16 protein-coding genes are annotated in these 17,900 nt (G+C 65.9%); 13 read left to right on the plus strand and 3 right to left on the minus strand.

Annotated elements, in window-relative coordinates; all coding sequences use genetic code 11:
- Positions 1-127: 127 nt before the first annotated feature.
- Entirely contained in the window at positions 128-346 is a 219-nt protein-coding gene (locus tag IEX41_RS12020) for a hypothetical protein (RefSeq protein WP_188790487.1), read from the plus strand.
- 174 nt (positions 347-520) lie between these two features.
- Here the strand turns inward: IEX41_RS12020 and IEX41_RS12025 are convergent, their stop codons facing one another.
- Both IEX41_RS12025 and IEX41_RS12030 read right to left on the minus strand, forming a co-directional pair.
- A complete protein-coding gene (locus IEX41_RS12025; RefSeq protein WP_188790488.1) occupies positions 521-1,156 on the minus strand; it encodes a response regulator transcription factor in 636 nt (211 codons plus the stop codon).
- A complete protein-coding gene (locus IEX41_RS12030) occupies positions 1,153-2,571 on the minus strand; it encodes a cache domain-containing protein (RefSeq protein WP_188790489.1) in 1,419 nt (472 codons plus the stop codon). The genes IEX41_RS12025 and IEX41_RS12030 overlap by 4 nt, the downstream gene beginning before the upstream one ends.
- Before the next feature lie 259 nt (positions 2,572-2,830).
- On the opposite strand from IEX41_RS12030, the gene IEX41_RS12035 reads away from it, so the two are divergent.
- The 3 genes from IEX41_RS12035 to IEX41_RS12045 all read left to right on the plus strand — a co-directional run bounded on the left by IEX41_RS12035 (position 2,831) and on the right by IEX41_RS12045 (position 7,363).
- The gene (locus IEX41_RS12035; RefSeq protein ID WP_188790490.1) at positions 2,831-3,916 is read left to right on the plus strand and encodes a TRAP transporter substrate-binding protein; all 1,086 of its coding nucleotides are present in this window, start codon (positions 2,831-2,833) and stop codon (positions 3,914-3,916) included.
- Between the two features lie 152 nt (positions 3,917-4,068).
- Complete coding sequence (locus IEX41_RS12040; RefSeq protein WP_188790491.1) at positions 4,069-4,998, plus strand: TRAP transporter small permease subunit; 930 nt, start codon at positions 4,069-4,071, stop codon at positions 4,996-4,998.
- A 10-nt stretch (positions 4,999-5,008) separates the two neighbouring features.
- Complete coding sequence (locus IEX41_RS12045; RefSeq protein WP_188790492.1) at positions 5,009-7,363, plus strand: TRAP transporter large permease; 2,355 nt, start codon at positions 5,009-5,011, stop codon at positions 7,361-7,363.
- 123 nt (positions 7,364-7,486) lie between these two features.
- Here IEX41_RS12045 and IEX41_RS12050 read toward each other — a convergent pair whose 3' ends face one another.
- Positions 7,487-8,014 carry a hypothetical protein gene (locus IEX41_RS12050; RefSeq protein ID WP_188790493.1) on the minus strand — a complete coding sequence of 176 codons (528 nt, stop codon included), beginning with the start codon at positions 8,012-8,014 and terminating at the stop codon, positions 7,487-7,489.
- Between the two features lie 226 nt (positions 8,015-8,240).
- On the opposite strand from IEX41_RS12050, the gene IEX41_RS12055 reads away from it, so the two are divergent.
- The 9 genes from IEX41_RS12055 to IEX41_RS12095 form a co-directional block, all read left to right on the plus strand.
- Entirely contained in the window at positions 8,241-9,128 is an 888-nt protein-coding gene (locus tag IEX41_RS12055) for a class II glutamine amidotransferase (RefSeq protein ID WP_188790524.1), read from the plus strand.
- 2 nt (positions 9,129-9,130) lie between these two features.
- Positions 9,131-9,838 (plus strand): GltB/FmdC/FwdC-like GXGXG domain-containing protein, encoded by a 708-nt coding sequence (locus IEX41_RS12060; RefSeq protein WP_188790494.1) that lies wholly within the window; start codon positions 9,131-9,133, stop codon positions 9,836-9,838.
- A gap of 14 nt (positions 9,839-9,852) precedes the next feature.
- Positions 9,853-11,175, plus strand: a complete 1,323-nt coding sequence (locus IEX41_RS12065) for an FMN-binding glutamate synthase family protein (protein ID WP_188790495.1) — start codon at positions 9,853-9,855, stop codon at positions 11,173-11,175.
- Positions 11,176-11,297: 122 nt separating this feature from the next.
- Positions 11,298-12,602, plus strand: a complete 1,305-nt coding sequence (gene glnT, locus IEX41_RS12070) for a type III glutamate--ammonia ligase (RefSeq protein ID WP_188790496.1) — start codon at positions 11,298-11,300, stop codon at positions 12,600-12,602.
- Between the two features lie 80 nt (positions 12,603-12,682).
- Positions 12,683-13,933, plus strand: coding sequence for a sarcosine oxidase subunit beta family protein (locus IEX41_RS12075; RefSeq protein WP_188790497.1), 1,251 nt, complete (start codon positions 12,683-12,685; stop codon positions 13,931-13,933).
- 9 nt (positions 13,934-13,942) lie between these two features.
- Positions 13,943-14,215, plus strand: a complete 273-nt coding sequence (locus IEX41_RS12080; protein ID WP_188790498.1) for a sarcosine oxidase subunit delta — start codon at positions 13,943-13,945, stop codon at positions 14,213-14,215.
- A complete protein-coding gene (locus IEX41_RS12085) occupies positions 14,212-17,145 on the plus strand; it encodes a sarcosine oxidase subunit alpha family protein (RefSeq protein ID WP_188790499.1) in 2,934 nt (977 codons plus the stop codon). Before IEX41_RS12080 ends, IEX41_RS12085 begins: the two co-directional genes overlap by 4 nt.
- The gene (locus IEX41_RS12090; RefSeq protein WP_188790500.1) at positions 17,138-17,701 is read left to right on the plus strand and encodes a sarcosine oxidase subunit gamma; all 564 of its coding nucleotides are present in this window, start codon (positions 17,138-17,140) and stop codon (positions 17,699-17,701) included. Before IEX41_RS12085 ends, IEX41_RS12090 begins: the two co-directional genes overlap by 8 nt.
- Positions 17,698-17,900, plus strand: a 203-nt coding sequence (locus IEX41_RS12095; protein WP_188790501.1) for an ACT domain-containing protein, incomplete at its 3' end; no start/stop codon positions are given. The genes IEX41_RS12090 and IEX41_RS12095, both read left to right, overlap by 4 nt.

Here is a 17,900-nt window from a genome sequence, read left to right on the forward strand (position 1 = left end):
ACAGGCTGGCGAAGCTTTGCCTGTAACAGGGGCTTTCGCCTTCGTGAGTTGCCGTTCTGCCGCTGTTCTGGCATCCTTGCATCAAGTTCCGGTCAACCGGGCCACATGCCGACGAGGGAGTTTGCTCATGTCTAGGATCAGTCGTTTTCACCGCAGCGTGCGCAATTTCGATATGGTGCGCGCCGGGGTTCTCGTGGTGCTTCTCGGGATTGGGTTCTTCCTGACCCTTGGACAGGCGGACGATGACCTGATGGCCCATGATGGCGAGGAGCATTCGCTCGTGGTGCCGGCCTCGGGCATCGACATGGGCACCGCGCAACTGGCGCAGGCCGGCCCACTGGTCTGATTTCAGCCTGTCGCCGACGGCATGTCAGTGACAACATGCAGCGCCTCGCCCGTGACGGGCCGAGGCGCTTTTTTTTTCCGTCATGGTGCTTGTGGCGGGGCGAAGGGGGCTCTGCCCCCGTCTCCTGCGGAGACTCCCCCGGGATATTTGGGGTCAAAGGAAACGGGGGCGAGGTCAGCCGTTTACGCCGGTACCCTGCAGGACGCCATGTTCAAGCGCGTAGCGGGTGAGGCCGGCGGTGGAGCTGATGCCCAGCTTGCGCTTGATGTTCTTGCGGTGGGTTTCCACCGTGCGCACCGAGATGTCGAGCGCGATGGCCACTTCCTTGTTGGACTTGCCCTGTGCCAGCTGCAGCAGCACCACCTGTTCGCGGTTGGTGAGTTGCTCGCGTCCGCCGGACATCACCGGGCGCAGTGCGCCTTCGGCACCGGTGCAGAGGTAACGCTCGCCCGCCATGACCGCGTCGATGGCGCGCTTGACCTCCTCGGAGGGCACGTCCTTGAGCACGTAGCCCGAGGCGCCGTGGCCGAGCGCGGTGGAGACGTATTCCGGTGTGTCGTGCATCGAGAGCACCAGCACCCGGGTTTCGGGGCGCTGCTCCAGGATCATTTCGGTTGCCGAGAGGCCGCCTATGCCGGGCATGTTGAGATCCATCAGGATCACGTCAGGGGCCAGCTCTTCGAGCCGGTCGACGATCTCCTGTCCTCCGGAGAGGGTGGCGACGACAGTGATATCGTCGTAGCCGTCGAGGATGGCCTCGATGCCCTCGGCCACGAGGGGATGGTCGTCGACGATCACGACACGGGTCATGCGCTTGCCTTTGGTTGCGAGCGGCCCTCTTCGGGGGGCAGCAGGTGCGAGAGCGGGATCTGCGCTTCGATAACCGTCCCATGGCGCGAGGACAAGACGCGCAGGGCCCCTCCCAGTTGATCCATGCGCTCTTGCATGTTGCGCAGGCCAATGCCCCTGCGTCCTTCCTGCGGGGCTGGGGGGATGCCGCTGCCATTGTCGCTGATCCGCAGGGTGCAGCCCTTGCGGTGGCCACGCAGGTCCACGTCGACGCGGGTGGCCTCGGAGTGGCGTTCGATGTTGGTCAGCGCTTCCTGCGCGATGCGGTAGAGCGCGATACGCCCCTCCTGGTCGATGCGGTTGCGGAACACCACCGTCTCGAAGCTGGCTTCAATGCCGGTGCGGGTCGTGAAGTCGTCCACCAGAGCCTTGATCGCTGGGCCAAGTCCGAGATCGTCAAGCACGCCGGGCCGCAAATCGCGGCTGATGCGGCGCACCTCCTGAATGGCGCCGGAGAGGTTGCCCTGGCCGCGCTCGAGCGCCTCGGCCGCGCGGGGATCACCGGTGGTGACCCGCCGCTTTGCAATGTCGAGCGCGTATTTCACGCCCACGAGGATCTGGCTGATGCCGTCATGCAGTTCCCGCGCCACGCGGCCCCGTTCCTCTTCCTGCGCATCGAAGACGCGCTGGGTGAGTTCCTTGAGCTTGGCGTCCGCCAGCCGCCGTTCGCGCAGGTTCATCACGAGGCCCGACAGGAACACCGTGAGCAGCGCCGCCAAGGTGATGCCGCTGATGTAGAGAAAGGTCTGGCGCACGCGTTCTTCGACACCCGCGCGGGCCAGCGCGACCTGGTCGACAATGTCGTCGATCCACACCCCGGTGCCCACCGCCCATTGCCAGTCCTGAAAGCCCAGCACGAAGGTGATCATCCGCGCCTCTTCCCCGGTCGAGGGCTTGGGCCAGAGATAGCTGTGATAGCCCGAGCCCGCGCGCGCAAGTTCGATCAGGCGGTCGGTGATGGGCGTGCCCTCGCTGTCGGTCATGCCGGTCCAGTCGCCACCGATGAGTTCCGTGTGGCGGGGTGAGACGAGGTTCACCCCGTCGTAATCGTAGACGAAGAAGGATCCGTCCTCGCCGTAGATCATCGCGGCAAGGATCTGCGCCACCTCGCGCTTGGAGGCTTCGTCGTCGGGTGCGGCGCCGCCATAAATGAAGTAAAAGCCGTTGCGCGCTTGCGTCACGTAGTTGCGCAGCTCGGCCTTCTTGGTCTCGATCAGCTGGATCTCGAGCGCTCGGATCTCGCGGTCGGCCATCTCCCGCGATTGCCAGGCCACCACCACGGCGATGGCTGCCGCCGCGAAGATCAGCGGCAGCGAGGCAAGGAGGAACAGTTTCTGCCCGTAGCTCAGGTGAAGACGGTCGAGAATCGCACGCATGTCATTGGATATGCCGTGAGGCGGGCCGCTGTCCAAACCTGTTTCCCCGCCCGCCCTAAGACGATGATGCGCGCCGACGCTGGCCGAAAAGCCCATACAAGTGCCGCAAATTTCCGCAGCGTCCACGCAAGATAAATGCTCAACTCCGTAGCACTGGGTATTTTGCGGATAGCGTTCACGTTCTAGTGTGCCTGCTACGTAACGATCCGCGCGGGACCGGGAGGAGCTGGGGACCGCTCGTCAAATCGGGAGGACACACATGGATCGCCGTTCTTTTCTGAGGGCCACCACTGCCGGTGGCGCTGCCGCTGCCGCGTCTGCACTGGCCGCACCGGCCTACGCGCAGGGCAAGCGCACGCTGACCCTCGTCACCACCTGGGGCCGCGGCCTTGCCGGTGTGCATGACAGCGCGCAATACTGCGCCGACCAGATCACTGCTGCCACCGACGGCCAGCTGACCGTCGACCTCAAGGCAGCGGGCGAGCTCGTGGGCGCGTTCGAGGTGTTCGACGCCGTGTCCGCCGGGCAGGCCGACATGTACCACGGCGTGGATTACTACTTCCTTGGTCAGCACCCGGCGATCAGCTTCTTCAGCCAGATCCCCTTCGGCATGAACTTCATGGAATACGCCAACTGGTGGTACCATGACGGCGGCATGGAGCTGGGCGACGAGCTTTACAGCATCTTCGGCCTCAAGGCCTTCCCGGCGGGCAACACCGGTCCGCAGTCGGGCGGCTGGTTCGCGCGCGAGATCAACAGCCCCGAGGATTTCCAGGGCCTCAAGTTCCGGATGCCGGGGCAGGGTGGCCAGGTGCTTGGCAAGCTGGGCGCGAGCGTTCAGAACCTGCCCGGCGCCGAAGTGTACCAGGCACTGTCCTCGGGTGCGATCGACGGTACCGAGTGGATCGGGCCGTGGGCCGACGAGAAGGCCGGTTTCCAGGAAATCACCAAGACCTACTACACCGCGGGCTTCCACGAGCCGGGTCCGAACCTCAACCTGACCATGAACCTCGAGACCTACGAGAGCCTGTCGCAGCAGCACAAGGATATCGTGGCGAACGTGGCGCGCGCGTCGAACATCTGGTCGATGTCGCTGTTCATGGCCAACAACTCGGCGGCGCTGCAGCGCCTTCAGTCGGGTGGCGTGAAGGTCATGGAATTCCCCGACAGCGTCTGGGATGCCTTCGGTGCCGCCGCCAAGGAAGTGGTCGAAGAGCCCATGGGCGACGAGCTCTACAAGCGCTGCTACGACAGCTACATGGAGTCGCTGAAATCGTCGGCTCAGTGGATCGCCCGTTCCGAAGGCGCGACCGCCGCGCAGCGCAACCGCATCATGGGCCTGTGATCCCACGCGTTTGACGGCAAGACGCCCCCGCACCGCGCGGGGGCGTCCCTGTTTCCGGCGGATATCCCGCACCCGGCCCCGGGCCGGGCGGGCCCCGCCTCCTGACCAAAGACACAAGTCATAAAGACACAAGCAATGAGGGGGCTCCGGTCATGGAAGAGGCAGCCTCGGGCGGGGCAATCGCGGGTATCGCGGGGTTTCTGGCCTGGTTCTTCGGCAATATCGCCATGTCATTCTACAATTTCGTCTACGCCCTGACGCACCCGGCCAGCTGGCTGGACTGGTCGAACGCCGAAGCGGTCATGCGCTTCGTCTACTACGGTGCCTCGGCGGAGTTCTTCTTTGTCGTGCTCACCGCGTTTCTGGTGCTCACCGCCTTGGGGCTGTGGCGCAGCGGCGCCATGTGGGCGATGGTGCGGGGGCTCGAGTGGTTCCACAACGGCATCGGCCGCATCGCCGCCTGGGCAGGCCTCATCATGGTGCTGCAGCAGGTGGTCATCATCATGGTTCAGCGCATCTTCGCGCGGCCCGACATCGGCTTCGGCTTCGGCGTGCCCGTCAGCTTCGACGTGAGCTGGTGGTCCGAAGAGCTCAAGCTCTACAATGCCATCGTGGTCTGCCTGTGCCTTGCCTACACCTTCGTGCAGGGCGGGCATGTGCGCGTCGACCTCGTCTATGCGCCGGTAAGCTACCGCGCCAAGAAAATCATCGACATGACCGGCAGCATCATCTTCATGATGCCCATGGCCGTGCTCATGTGGCTCTATTCGTGGTACTTCATGTGGCGCCACCTCATCACGCCGAAGCCCTCGGCCTCCGAAGGATTCGACCGGCTGCTGATGAAGGCCCGCGCCCTGCGCTGGAACGTCGAGACCATCGGCTTCAGCCCCAACGGGTTCTCCGCCTACTTCCTGTTCAAGATCCTGATCGTGCTCATGTGCGCCTTCATCTTCCTGCAGGCGGTCACGTTCTTCTGGCGCTCGCTTCTGGAGCTGCGCGAGGGGCCCGAGAGCGAAGGCAAATACCATGACCATGACCGGATCGAGGCTGGTGAAGAAGCCTACGATCACGCCGAATTCTAAGGATTGACCCATGCTGTTCGGACTTGATGGCGTCGAGATCGGCCTGATCATCGTCTTTCTCACGCTCTTTTCCTCGATCCTCTCGGGCTTCCCGGTGGCCTTTGCCATCGGCGGGGCTGGGGTGATCTCGTTCGGGATCATCGCCGCGCTCGACAGCGCGGGCCTGCTGATCCACCAGGCCATCGACAACTCGTCGCAGGCCTACCGCGACCTCGTGAACACGGGCGTCGTGGAAAGCACCATCTCCACCTTCCGCTACCCGGACCTGCCGCGCTACGACATGCCGGTGTTCGAGCGGGGCTGGGAAATGGCGATGGACCGCAACGTGTCCTTCATCGTCAACCGCATCAACGAACGGGTCATCGCCGGTGCCAGCATCGAGACGCTGCTGGCTGTGCTGATGTTCGTCATGATGGGCATCGTGCTGGAACGCTCGAAGATCGCGGACGATCTGCTGCAGACCATGGCGCGGGTCTTCGGACCTCTGCCCGGCGGTCTTGCGGTGTCTATCGTGGTGGTGGGCGCGTTCCTTGCCGCCTCGACCGGCATCGTCGGCGCGACGGTGGTGACCATGGGCCTGCTGGCCCTGCCCACCATGCTGCGCAACAACTACTCGCCGGAACTGGCCACGGGTGTCATCGCCGCGTCCGGCACACTGGGACAGATCATCCCGCCCTCCATCGTGATCGTGCTTCTGGGCACGCTGGCGGGAGATCTCTATTCCACCGCTCAGGAAGCACGGGCGCAGTCCATGGGCTGCACCGATGCGCTCACCTACCTTGGTGAGCCTGCGGTGGTTTCGGTGGGTACGCTCTTCCAGGCGGCGCTTTTGCCGGGGATTCTGCTGGCGGGGCTCTATGCTGCCTATGCCTTCGGCTATGCCATGCTCAACCCGCACAAGGCACCGCCTGTCATGGGCGAAGGTGCCATCGGCGAGCCGGTGACCCGCGGCGAGGCCTTCACCTGGTACCTTGGCGTGCCGCTGCTACTGATCGTGGCGACGATCGGTTTCGGTCAGCTCAACGTGGTGGGCAGCCAGTCCTTGACCGTGTCGTCCTTCTCGGATGCGGGCCAGACGGCGAGCCTGCGCACCAACGTGAGCGAGCAGTGCCAGGCCGCGATGATCGACCTGCACGGCCAGTCCGCATGGGATGACGCTGTGGCCGAGCAGTCTGCCATCGACGCCTCTGGCGGCGTGGACAGCGGCCATCGCCTGTCGGAAGAAGAGATGTCGATCGCGTTTCAGGCCAAGATCGACAATGCCGCGCCCATCGGCACCGGTATCGCGGTCCTGACCGTTCTGCTCGGCATCACCCTTGCGTGGGGCCGGGCGGTGTCGCCCATGTCCTCGCCCCTGCCGCTGCTGATCGGCGCGGGGGGGCTTGCGCTCGGGCTGCTGGTGGACATCGCCTTCATCGGGCCACAGACCTCCGCGGGGGCGACCGTGCTGATGATGCTGATCCCATGGGCGCTGGCGCTTTACGGGTGCAAGCACGCGGCGCAGCGTCTGGCGACCAACGATCTCATCCGGGTGGTGTTCCCGCCGCTGGTGCTGATCGTGGCGGTGCTCGGCTCCATTCTCGGTGGCATCACCAACCCCACGCCCGCTGCGGCACTGGGGGCAGCAGGGGCCATCATGCTGGCCGCGTTCCGCAAGCTGAAGGAAGAGGACAAGTCCACCCGCGTGGTGCTGTGGTCGACCTTCGCGGTGGTGCTGATGATCCTCATCGGGATGAACTTCGATCTGCGGGTGCAGAACGAAAGCGTGAGCGCGGAAAGCTGGATCGCCTTCGTGCTGGCCAACGCCGCCTATCTCTACGCCCTGTTCGGCCTGTTCTTCAGCTGCTGGGTGCTGTTCCGCGCAGGGGTGCTGAGCCCCGCGGTGCGCGAGACGGCCAAGGTCACGTCCATGGTGTTCACCATCCTCGTGGCCTCGCAGCTGCTGAACCTCGTGGTGATCTCCTTCGGGGGTGAGCATTACATCCAGCAGTTCCTGCAAAGCTTCGACAATGAACACAAGGTGTTCCTCGTGGTGATGCTGGTGCTCTTCGTGCTGGGCTTCGTGCTCGACTTCCTCGAGATCATCTACATCGTAGTGCCCATCGTCGGGCCGGTGATCTACGGCGGCTCGTTCGACCCCAAATGGGTGACGATCATGATCGCAGTGAACCTGCAGACCTCGTTCCTGACGCCACCTTTCGGCTTTGCGCTGTTCTACCTGCGCGGGGTGGCACCTGCGTCGGTGACCACCGGGCACATCTATCGGGGCGTCATTCCCTTCGTGCTGATCCAGGTGGCGGGCCTTGCGCTGCTTTGGTTCGCGCCGGGCATCGTGACCATCGTCCCGGATCTCATCCCGAACTGATCCTCGGGACCATGACATGACAGAGAGGGGGCGGGCCGCAAGGTTCGCCCCTTCTCCTTGGGGCCACGCTTTCAGAGCAAACCTTATCAGGGCCCACCTTTCCCGCGCGCACAGGCTGCTGCTTCAGTATACGGCGCGCAGCGTCTCAGTCACGTCTTCGACGCCGTCTTGGGACAGGAGGTGGTGGCGGAAGATGAGGCGGTAGCTGTTGGTGTAAGCGTTGAAATCCGCCTCCCTGCGCACAAGGTCCGCCGGAAGGATCGCCGCCAGCCGGATACGGTACCCGGGATCGAAGATCACGACCGCAAGCCTGTCAAAACTGTCGAGATCGCGGATTGCCCCCAACTGGTAGCCGCTGGCATTGCTGCGCACCCGGCGAGACTTCACCTGGATCCGCAGGTTGCCGTCCGTGGCATCGAACCCCTTCTGAGAGCGCGCGGCGAGATCCCACCCGTGTGCCGTGGCAAATATGTGCTCGGCAAGATCGCCGGTCATGTTGCCGGAGCGGATGACGCCCCGGTCGTGCAGCTCTCGCGCGATGGCACCATCCATATCCAGAAGCTCGCGTAGAGACAGCCGGTCATAGGTGGCCTGATCCGCAGAGGCGGCCGGGCAGAAGACCATGAGAATCGCGACGAGAACCAGATGCATGACCACAGCCTGCCGCAGACCCGCTTAGAAGTGGTTAATGCCGATCTGCCCAAAAAGGGGGCAGCCGCAGGGTCGTCACGCATCCCCGCACCATTTTTTCTATGAAGAAATTAATTTTCCTTGAGGTGAAAATTACTCCAAGGGCAAGTGCGATAGGGACAGGGCCGACACCGGCCCCGAATACACCTCGGGCCATCGCGGCCCCAAGCAACAACGGAGACTGAAGATTTGCGGCATCGTTGGGCTGTTCCTCAAGAAGGAAGACCTGCGCCCCCGGTTGGGCGATCTGCTGACGGACATGCTGATCACCATGACCGACCGTGGACCGGACAGCGCCGGGATCGCGATCTACGGCACGCCCGGAGAGGGCCACAAGATCACCGTCCAGTCCGATACGCCGGAAACGGATTTCGACGGCCTCGGTGATGCATTGGGCGCGGAGATCGGCGGCACGGTGACAACCCGGGTCAATGACACCCACGCCGTGCTCACCGTGCTGGAGGGCAGCCGCGCTGCCGCCATTGCCGCGCTCGAGGCGCGCGGACTTCGGATCATGGGGGTGGGCGAGACGATGGAGATCTACAAGGAAACCGGCCTGCCGCGCGACGTGGCCAAGCGCTTCGGCCTGCGGGACATGTCAGGCACCCATGGCATCGGGCACACCCGCATGGCCACGGAAAGCGCCGTCACCACTCTTGGCGCGCACCCGTTCAGCACCGACGCGGACCAATGCCTCGTGCACAACGGGTCGCTGTCGAACCACAACACCATGCGCCGCATCCTCACCGAGAAGGGCTTCGCCCCGAAAACCGAGAACGATACCGAGGTTGCCGCCTGCTACATCTCGTCCCGCATCGCCGAGGGCGCGGATCTTGGCACGGCGCTCGAGGGCACGCTGAACGATCTCGACGGGTTCTTCACCTTTGTCATGGGCACGAAGGACGGTTTCGGCGTGGTGCGCGACCCCATCGCCTGCAAGCCCGCTGTGATGGCCGAGACTGACGATTACGTCGCCTTCGGTAGCGAATACCGCGCCTTCGCCGGGCTGCCGGGGATCGAAAGCGCGAAGGTTTGGGAACCCGAACCCGCAACCGTCTACTTCTGGGAGCGCTGATGATGACCGCAACCGCAACCGCCCAAGATGCCGTGACGCTCGACATGGGCAGCATGGAACTGCGCGAGGTGAACAGCACCCTGCAGGCGGCCGCCGCCACCAACCGCACGCAATTCGAGGTGCTCAACACCCTCGGCAGCCACGCCATCGCCGTGGGACTTGACGCCGAGATCAAGGTCACCGTGAAAGGCTCGACCGGCTACTACTGCGCGGGCATGAACAAACGCGCGACGGTGCATGTCACCGGCTCGGTCGGACCCGGCGTGGCCGAGAACATGATGAGCGGCACGGTGATCGTCGATGGCGATGCGTCGCAATACGCCGGGGCCACCGCCCATGGCGGGCTGCTGGTCATCAAGGGCAACGCCTCGTCGCGCTGCGGCATCTCGATGAAGGGCATCGACATCGTGGTGCATGGCAACATTGGCCACATGTCCGCCTTCATGGCGCAGAAGGGCAACTTGGTGGTGCTTGGCGATGCCGGGGACGCGCTCGGGGACAGCCTCTACGAGGCGCGTCTGTTCGTGCGCGGATCGGTGAAATCGCTCGGTGCCGACTGCATCGAAAAGGAGATGCGCCCCGAGCATCTCGAACTCCTCAAGGACCTGCTCGACCGCTCGGGCACCGATGCGAAGCCCGAGGAGTTCAGGCGCTACGGCTCGGCCCGCAAGCTCTACCATTTCAACGTCGACCACGCAGACGCATACTGAGGAAGGACACGGCGATGACCGAAGCCCCCAAGACCCTGCCGCGCCAGTCCTGGACATTCTCGAACGACACGAACGCCGAGATCCGCCGCGCCGCCCACACCGGCATCTATGACATTCGCGGCGGCGGAGCGAAACGCAAGGTGCCGCATTTCGACGACCTTCTGTTCCTCGGCGCGTCGATGTCGCGCTACCCGCTCGAAGGCTACCGCGAGAAATGCGAAACCTCCCTCACCCTCGGCACGCGCTTTGCCAAGAAACCCATCGAACTGGCGATCCCCATCACCATCGCGGGGATGTCCTTCGGCTCGCTCTCGGGGCCGGCCAAGGAAGCGCTCGGACGCGGGGCCACCATGGCGGGAACCTCGACCACCACCGGCGACGGCGGCATGACCGAGGAAGAACGCGGCCACAGCGAAAAGCTGGTCTACCAGTACCTGCCAAGCCGCTACGGCATGAACCCCGACGATCTGCGCCGCGCCGATGCCATCGAGGTGGTGGTGGGGCAGGGCGCCAAGCCCGGTGGCGGCGGCATGCTGCTCGGCCAGAAGATCACCGAGCGGGTCGCGGGCATGCGCGATCTGCCCGTGGGCATCGACCAGCGCTCCGCCTGCCGCCACCCGGACTGGACCGGGCCGGACGATCTCGAGATCAAGATCCTTGAACTGCGCGAGATCACGAACTGGGAAAAGCCCATCTACATCAAGGTCGGCGGCGCGCGCCCCTACTATGACGTGGCCCTCAGCGTGAAGGCCGGAGCGGACGTGATCGTCCTCGACGGCATGCAGGGTGGCACGGCGGCGACGCAGGACGTGTTCCTCGAACACGTTGGCCAGCCGACGCTGGCCTGCATACGCCCTGCGGTGAAGGCGCTGCAGGATCTTGGCATGCACCGCAAGGTGCAGCTGGTGGTCTCGGGCGGCATCCGCACCGGCGCAGACGTGGCCAAGGCGCTGGCGCTCGGGGCTGACGCGGTCTCGATCGGCACCGCCGCGCTCGTGGCGCTTGGCGACAACGACCCGAAGTGGGAGGCTGAATACCGCAAGCTCGGCTCCACCACCGGCGCCTACGACGACTGGCACGAAGGGCGTGATCCCGCAGGCATCACCACCCAGGACCCCGAGCTGATGAAGCGGCTCGATCCGGTCGAGGCCGGCCGCCGCCTGCGCAACTACCTCAGTGTGCTGACGCTGGAATGCCAGACCCTCGCGCGCGCCTGCGGCAAGAGCCACGTGCACAACCTCGAACCCGAGGATCTTTGCGCCCTCACCATCGAGGCCGCCGCCATGGCCGGTGTCCCACTTGCGGGCACCGACTGGATACCGGGCAAGGGCTTCTGAGCCCGGCTTCCTTTGACCTGAAATATCCCGGGGGAGCGCGCAGCGCGGGGGCAGAGCCCCCTCCGGCACAGGGTCGCCACCAATGGCGTCCCCGACACATAAAAAGACCACAGGGACCACCGATGACCGATCTCGCAGCCTTCGCCCGCGAAAAGGGCGTGAAATACTTCATGATCTCCTACACCGACCTCTTCGGCGGCCAGCGCGCCAAGCTGGTCCCGGCGCAGGCAATCGCCGGCATGGCCGAAGACGGCGCGGGCTTCGCGGGGTTCGCCACTTGGCTCGACATGACCCCGGCCCATGCGGACATGCTGGCCGTGCCGGACCCCGAAACGGTGATCCAGCTGCCGTGGAAGCCCGAAGTTGCCTGGGTTGCCGCGAACTGCATCATGGAAGGGCAGGAGGTCGACCAGGCCCCCCGCAACGTGCTGCGCAAACTCGTCACGAAAGCCGCCGAACAGGGCCTCCGGGTCAAGACCGGCATCGAGGCCGAATTCTTCCTGCTGACCCCCGAGGGCACGCAGATCTCGGACCCGTTCGATACCGCTGAGAAACCATGCTACGATCAGCAGGCGGTGATGCGCCGCTACGATGTCATCGCCGAGATCTGCGATTACATGCTCGAGATGGGCTGGGGCCCGTACCAGAACGATCACGAAGACGCGAACGGCCAGTTCGAGATGAACTGGGACTTTGACGATGCGCTGGTGACCGCCGACCGCCACAGCTTCTTCAAGTTCATGGTCAAGTCGGTGGCCGAAAAGCACGGGCTGAAGGCCACCTTCATGCCCAAGCCCATCGAAGGGCTGACCGGCAATGGCTGCCATGCCCACATCTCGGTCTGGGATCTGGACGGCACCACCAACGCTTTCGTCGACAATGACGCGGAACTGGGCCTTTCGGCCAAGGGCCGCACCTTCCTTGGCGGCATCATGAAACACGCCACCGCCATGGCGGCGATCACCAACCCCACGGTGAACAGCTACAAGCGCATCAATGCCCTCCGCACGGTCTCGGGGGCCACTTGGGCGCCCAACACCGTCACATGGACCGGCAACAACCGCACCCACATGGTGCGCGTGCCGGGTCCGGGCCGGTTCGAGCTGCGCCTGCCGGACGGGGCGGCCAACCCCTACCTGCTTCAGGCGGTGATCATCGCGGCGGGGCTCTCGGGGCTCGAGACGGACGCCGATCCCGGCCCGCGCCACGACATCGACATGTACGCCGAAGGTCACACCATCAAGGGCGCCCCGCGGCTGCCGCTCAACATGCTTGACGCAATCCGCGCCCTTGACGCCGACGCCGATCTGAAGTCGATGCTGGGCGAGGCGTTCGCGCGTGCGTTCATCACCCTCAAGCGCAAGGAATGGGACAGCTTCGTGTCGCACTTCTCGCATTGGGAGCGGGACCACACGCTCGACATCTGACATTGGCGGCAGGGCCCCGGGACCAAATTCCTTGCCAAGGAATTTGCCTCCCGGTCTCACCGTCCCGAAAAGGCAGGACAATGGACTTCAACGGCTTCCGCGTCGTCTGGGAAGGGCTTACCGGCCATCGTGGCTGGAAACCGCTCTGGCGCGACCCCGACCCCAAACCGGCGTATGACATCGTCATCATCGGGGGAGGCGGCGGCGGGCTTGCAACCGCCTACTACCTCGCGACGGTCTTCAAAGAGGCCCGCATCGCGGTGCTGGAAAAGGGCTGGCTCGGGGGCGGCAATATCGGGCGCAACACCACGATCATCCGGTCGAACTACATGCTGCCCGGCAACCAGCCGTTCTATGAATTCTCCATGAAGCTCTGGGAAACCCTCGAGCAGGAGACCAACTTCAACTCCATGGTCAGCCAGCGCGGCATCCTCAACCTGTGCCACAGCGACGGCCAGCGCGATGCGTTCCGGCGCCGGGGCAACGCGATGATCCTGTCGGGGGCCGATGCGGAACTGCTCGACACGGACGCGGTGCGTCAGATGTACCCGTTCCTTAACTTCGACAATGCGCGCTTTCCCATCAAGGGCGGACTGCTGCAGCGCCGGGCGGGGACCGCGCGCCACGATGGCGTGGCCTGGGGCTATGCGCGGGGCGCGGACCGGGCGGGTGTCGATCTCATCCAGAACTGCGAGGTCACCGGCCTGCGCATCGAGGCAGGCGCGATCAAGGGCGTTGAGACCACGCGCGGCTATATCGGCGCGGGCAAGGTGGGCGTTGCGGTGGCAGGCTCGTCGAGCCGGGTGATGCAGATGGCGGGCCTGCGCCTGCCCATCGAAAGCCACGTGCTTCAGGCCTTCGTGTCCGAGGGGCTGAAGCCCTGCATCGACGGGGTCATCACCTTCGGGGCCGGGCATTTCTACGTCAGCCAGTCCGACAAGGGCGGGCTGGTCTTCGGCGGCGACATCGACGGCTACAACTCCTACGCCCAGCGCGGCAACCTGCCCGTGGTCGAGGACGTGGCCGAGGGCGCCATGGCCCTCATGCCCGCGCTTGGCCGCGCACGGCTGCTGCGCAGCTGGGGCGGGCTCATGGACATGTCCATGGACGGCTCGCCGATCATCGACACGACGCCGGTGGACGGGCTCTACCTCAACGCGGGCTGGTGCTATGGCGGGTTCAAGGCAACCCCCGCCTCGGGCTATGCCTTCGCGCACCTTCTGGCCACGGGCCAGCCGCACCCCACCGCCACCGCCTACCGGCTCGACCGTTTCGCCAGGGGCCTGCCCATCGACGAAAAGGGCATGGGCGCCCAGCCGAACCTGCACTGAGATCCCATCATGCTGATCCCCCATCCGCTTCTCGGGCTGCGTGACGCGCAGGAATTCACCTATCTTGGTGACGCGTCGCTCATGTCCCCGCCGCCCTCGGACGATCCCGAGGCGCTCGAACGCCATGTCCACCTGCGGGACAACCCCGCAGGCCTCCTGCGCGAGCTGTGGTTCCATGAACAGGGCGACCGCTCGTGGCTCGTGGTCACCCGAGACACCCGCACGCACGAGATTCTCGGCGCGGAGCTTGCCACCGACATCCGCCGGGAGGGCGCACGATGACCCGTCTCGACGGCGGCCACGTGGACCGCACCCGTGCCCTGCGCTTCACCTTCGACGGCAAGCGCTACACCGGCCACTCCGGCGACACGCTGGCCTCGGCGCTGATGGCGAACGGCGTGCGCCTTGTGGGGCGCAGCTTCAAGTATCACCGCCCGCGCGGCATCTTCTCGGCGGGCTCGGAAGAGCCCAACGCGCTGGTCACCATCGGCACCGGCGCGCGGGCCGAGCCCAACAGCCGCGCCACCGTGGTCGAACTGCATGAGGGCCTTGCCGCCACCAGCCAGAACCGGTGGCCGAGCCTTGGCTTCGACGCGCTTCAGGTGAACGACCTGCTGTCGCCGTTCTTTGCCGCGGGCTTCTACTACAAGACCTTCATGCAGCCGGCGGAGTTCTGGGAAAAGCTCTACGAGCCGATGATCCGCCGCGCCGCGGGTCTTGGCAAGCTGTCGATGCTGCCCGACCCCGACGCCTATGGCCGGGGGTTCCTGCATTGCGACCTGCTGGTGATCGGGGCAGGGCCCGCGGGCCTTGCCGCCTCGCTCACCGCCGCGCGCGCAGGCGCCGAGGTGGTGCTGGCGGACGAGGATTTCGCCCTCGGGGGCCGTCTGCTGGCAGAGACCCACACGCTGGACGACGATGACGCCACCGCGTGGATCGCCGCCACCGAGGCCGAGCTGCGCAGCCTTCCCAACGTGCGCGTGCTCAGCCGTACCACGGTCTTCGGCACCTATGATCACGGTGTCTTCGGTGCGGTCGAACGGGTGGGGGACCATCTGCCGAGACCGCAAACCGTACGCCAGACCCTGTGGCGGATCACCGCGAAACGCTCGATCCTTGCCGCCGGTGCCATCGAACGGCACATCCCCTTTGCCGGGAACGACCGCCCCGGCATCCTGCTGGGCGGCGCCCTGCGCGCCTATGCCAACCGCTGGTCGGTGACGCCGCAAGCATCCGAGACGGACCGCGTGGCGATCTTCACCAGCACGGACGATGGCCACCGCACCGCGCTTGACCTCATGGCCAAGGGCGTGCCCATCCTGGCCGTCATCGACCCGCGCGAGGATGCGCCGCGCCTTGGCAACTACCCCCTGCGCAAGGGCGCGGTGGTGAGCGGCGCCAAGGGTGGCCGCAAGGGGCTGTCGTCCATCGAGATCACCGAAGGTGGCCGTTCGGACTGGTTCGAATGCGCGGTGCTTGGTGTCTCGGGCGGCTGGAATCCCAACGTGCACCTGGCCTCGCACCACCGGGGCCGCCCCGAATGGTCCGAAGCCGATGCGCAGTTCCTCCCGCCGTCGGAACTGCCGCCGGGCATGTCCGTGGCAGGCGCTGCCGCAGGGCAGGGCAGCACGCACGGGGCGCTTGCCTCCGGGGCCGAGGCGGCGAAGGCCGCGCTTGGCCTCGACACGCTGCCCGAGCTCCCGCGCGCCGAGGATGCGCCCAGCCGCGGCATGGCGCTGTGGCATGTGCCGGGGCGGGGCCGGGCGTGGGTCGATTTCCAGAACGACGTGACCGTCAAGGACATCGCGCTGGCCCACAAGGAGAACATGCGCAGCGTCGAGCACCTGAAGCGCTGGACCACCCTCGGGATGGCCACCGATCAGGGCAAGACCGCCAACGTGACCGCCCTTGCGGTGATGGCCGAGCTGACTGGCAAGACCATCCCGCAGACCGGCACCACCGTCTTCCGCCCGCCCTATACGCCCGTGGCGCTCGGGGTGCTGGGCGGTGGCGACACCGGTGCGCATTTCCGCCCCCGCCGCCTCACGCCCACCCACCCTTGGGCCAAGGCGCAGGGGGCGGAGTTCGTCGAGGTCGGCCAATGGATGCGCGCGCAGTACTTCCCGCAGGAGGGTGAAACCCACTGGCGCGAAAGCGTCGATCGCGAGGTGCTTGCCGTGCGGTCGGGCGTGGGCCTGTGCGACGTGACGACCCTTGGCAAGATTGACGTGCAGGGCAAGGATGCGGGCGAGTTCCTCAACCGCGTCTACGCCAACATGATGGGCACGCTGAAGGTGGGCCGGGTGCGCTATGGCCTGATGTTGAGGGCCGACGGCTTCCTCTACGATGACGGCACCTGCGCCCGCATGGCCGAGGATCACTACGTCGTCACCACCACCACCGCCAACGCCGGGCTGGTCTATCGCCAGATGGAATTCGCGCGGCAATGCCTGTGGCCGGATCTTGATGTGCAGCTCATTTCGACCACCGATGCATGGGCGCAGATCGCCGTGGCGGGGCCGAACTCCCGCGCGCTGCTCGAACGGGTGGTGGACGGGTTCGACCTGTCGACCGAGTCCTTCCCCTTCATGGCCTGCGCCGACCTCACGGTCTGCGACGGGCTGAGGGCGCGGCTTTTCCGCATCTCGTTCTCGGGCGAACATGCCTACGAGATCGCCGTGCCCGCCCGCTTCGGCAACGCCATGATGGACCGGCTGATGAGCCTTGGGCAGGATCTGGGGGCCACCCCCTACGGCACCGAGGCGCTGGCGGTGCTGCGCATCGAGAAGGGCCACGCCGCCGGGGCGGAGCTCAATGGCCAGACCACGGCGCAGATGCTGGGGCTGGGCCGCATGATATCGCGCAAGAAGGACAGCATCGGCGCGGTTCTGTCGCGGCGTGAGGGGCTAGAGGCCGACACCCGCCGCCTCGTGGGCCTTCAGTCGGTGGACCCGTCGCAGAAGATCCCCGCTGGGGCGCACCTGTTCACCGCCGGTGAGGCGCGAGACCTAAACACCGACCAGGGCTGGGTCACCTCGGCCTGCTGGTCACCCCACGTGGAAGGCCACATCGCGCTCGGCTTCCTTGCCGGGGGCGATGGGCGTATGGGCGAAGAGGTGATCGCCGCCAACCCGCTCGAGGGGCAGGAGGTCGCCGTGCGCGTCGTCTCGGCCCATTTCTTCGACCCCGAAGGAGACCGACTGCGTGCCTGATCTGTCCCCGCTCTGCGCCCTTGGCGCATTCGATTCTCGCAGCGAGCGCTTCGGCGCGCTGCGCCTTACCGAGGTACCGGACCTCGGGCTGGTCTCCATCGCCCTGCGCAAGGGGGCCGAGGCGCCCGCGCCCTTCGGCCTTGCCCTGCCGGGGCCGGGCGCGTGGGCCGAAGGGGCCACCGCCTCGGCGCTCTGGACCGGGCCGGGCCAGTGGCTGCTGGAACTGCCGGGGCAGGGGGCGGCCGACGTGGTCGGCCTCGTCGCCCCCGAGGCGCCCGGCTGTTCGCTTACCGAACAGACCGATGGCTGGGCCTGCATCGAGATCACCTCGACCGCGGGCGCCGCGCCCCTCGAGGCGCTGCGCGAGCGGTTGGTGAACCTGGCGCCGGGGACGCTGGCACCGGGGCACGGCACCCGCACCATCCTTCATCACATGAGCGTGCTGGTCATCCGGCGCGCCCCCGACCGCCTCGCGGTGCTCGGAATGCGCTCGGCGGCAGACAGCCTCTGGCATGCGCTGAGCGAAACCGCCGCCCGACTGGAGACACAGGAATGAACGACCAATACGCCCTCACCGTCACCTGCAAATCGACCCGCGGCATTGTCGCGGCGATCGCCGCCTTCCTTGCGGAGCAGGGGTGCAACATCAACGACAGCTCCCAGTTCGACGATTTCGAGACGGGCAACTTCTTCATGCGGGTGAGCTTCCGCTCGGAAACCGGTGCCGATCTCGCCAGCCTCGAGGAACGCTTCGC

This window comes from Salipiger pallidus, from assembly GCF_014643635.1.
Taxonomy (GTDB): domain Bacteria; phylum Pseudomonadota; class Alphaproteobacteria; order Rhodobacterales; family Rhodobacteraceae; genus Salipiger; species Salipiger pallidus.

Bases quoted from the DNA above. Each gene is read 5' to 3' on its own strand.
- IEX41_RS12065 (WP_188790495.1), top strand. From the start codon at position 9,853: ATGACCGAAGCCCCCAAGACCCTGCCGCGCCAGTCCTGGACATTCTCG.
- glnT (WP_188790496.1), top strand. From the start codon at position 11,298: ATGACCGATCTCGCAGCCTTCGCCCGCGAAAAGGGCGTGAAATACTTC.
- IEX41_RS12080 (WP_188790498.1), top strand. From the start codon at position 13,943: ATGCTGATCCCCCATCCGCTTCTCGGGCTGCGTGACGCGCAGGAATTC.
- IEX41_RS12035 (WP_188790490.1), top strand. From the start codon at position 2,831: ATGGATCGCCGTTCTTTTCTGAGGGCCACCACTGCCGGTGGCGCTGCC.
- IEX41_RS12050 (WP_188790493.1), bottom strand. From the start codon at position 8,014: ATGCATCTGGTTCTCGTCGCGATTCTCATGGTCTTCTGCCCGGCCGCC.
- IEX41_RS12060 (WP_188790494.1), top strand. From the start codon at position 9,131: ATGACCGCAACCGCAACCGCCCAAGATGCCGTGACGCTCGACATGGGC.
- IEX41_RS12030 (WP_188790489.1), bottom strand. From the start codon at position 2,571: ATGCGTGCGATTCTCGACCGTCTTCACCTGAGCTACGGGCAGAAACTG.
- IEX41_RS12075 (WP_188790497.1), top strand. From the start codon at position 12,683: ATGGACTTCAACGGCTTCCGCGTCGTCTGGGAAGGGCTTACCGGCCAT.
- IEX41_RS12040 (WP_188790491.1), top strand. From the start codon at position 4,069: ATGGAAGAGGCAGCCTCGGGCGGGGCAATCGCGGGTATCGCGGGGTTT.
- IEX41_RS12085 (WP_188790499.1), top strand. From the start codon at position 14,212: ATGACCCGTCTCGACGGCGGCCACGTGGACCGCACCCGTGCCCTGCGC.
- IEX41_RS12025 (WP_188790488.1), bottom strand. From the start codon at position 1,156: ATGACCCGTGTCGTGATCGTCGACGACCATCCCCTCGTGGCCGAGGGC.
- IEX41_RS12020 (WP_188790487.1), top strand. From the start codon at position 128: ATGTCTAGGATCAGTCGTTTTCACCGCAGCGTGCGCAATTTCGATATG.
- IEX41_RS12045 (WP_188790492.1), top strand. From the start codon at position 5,009: ATGCTGTTCGGACTTGATGGCGTCGAGATCGGCCTGATCATCGTCTTT.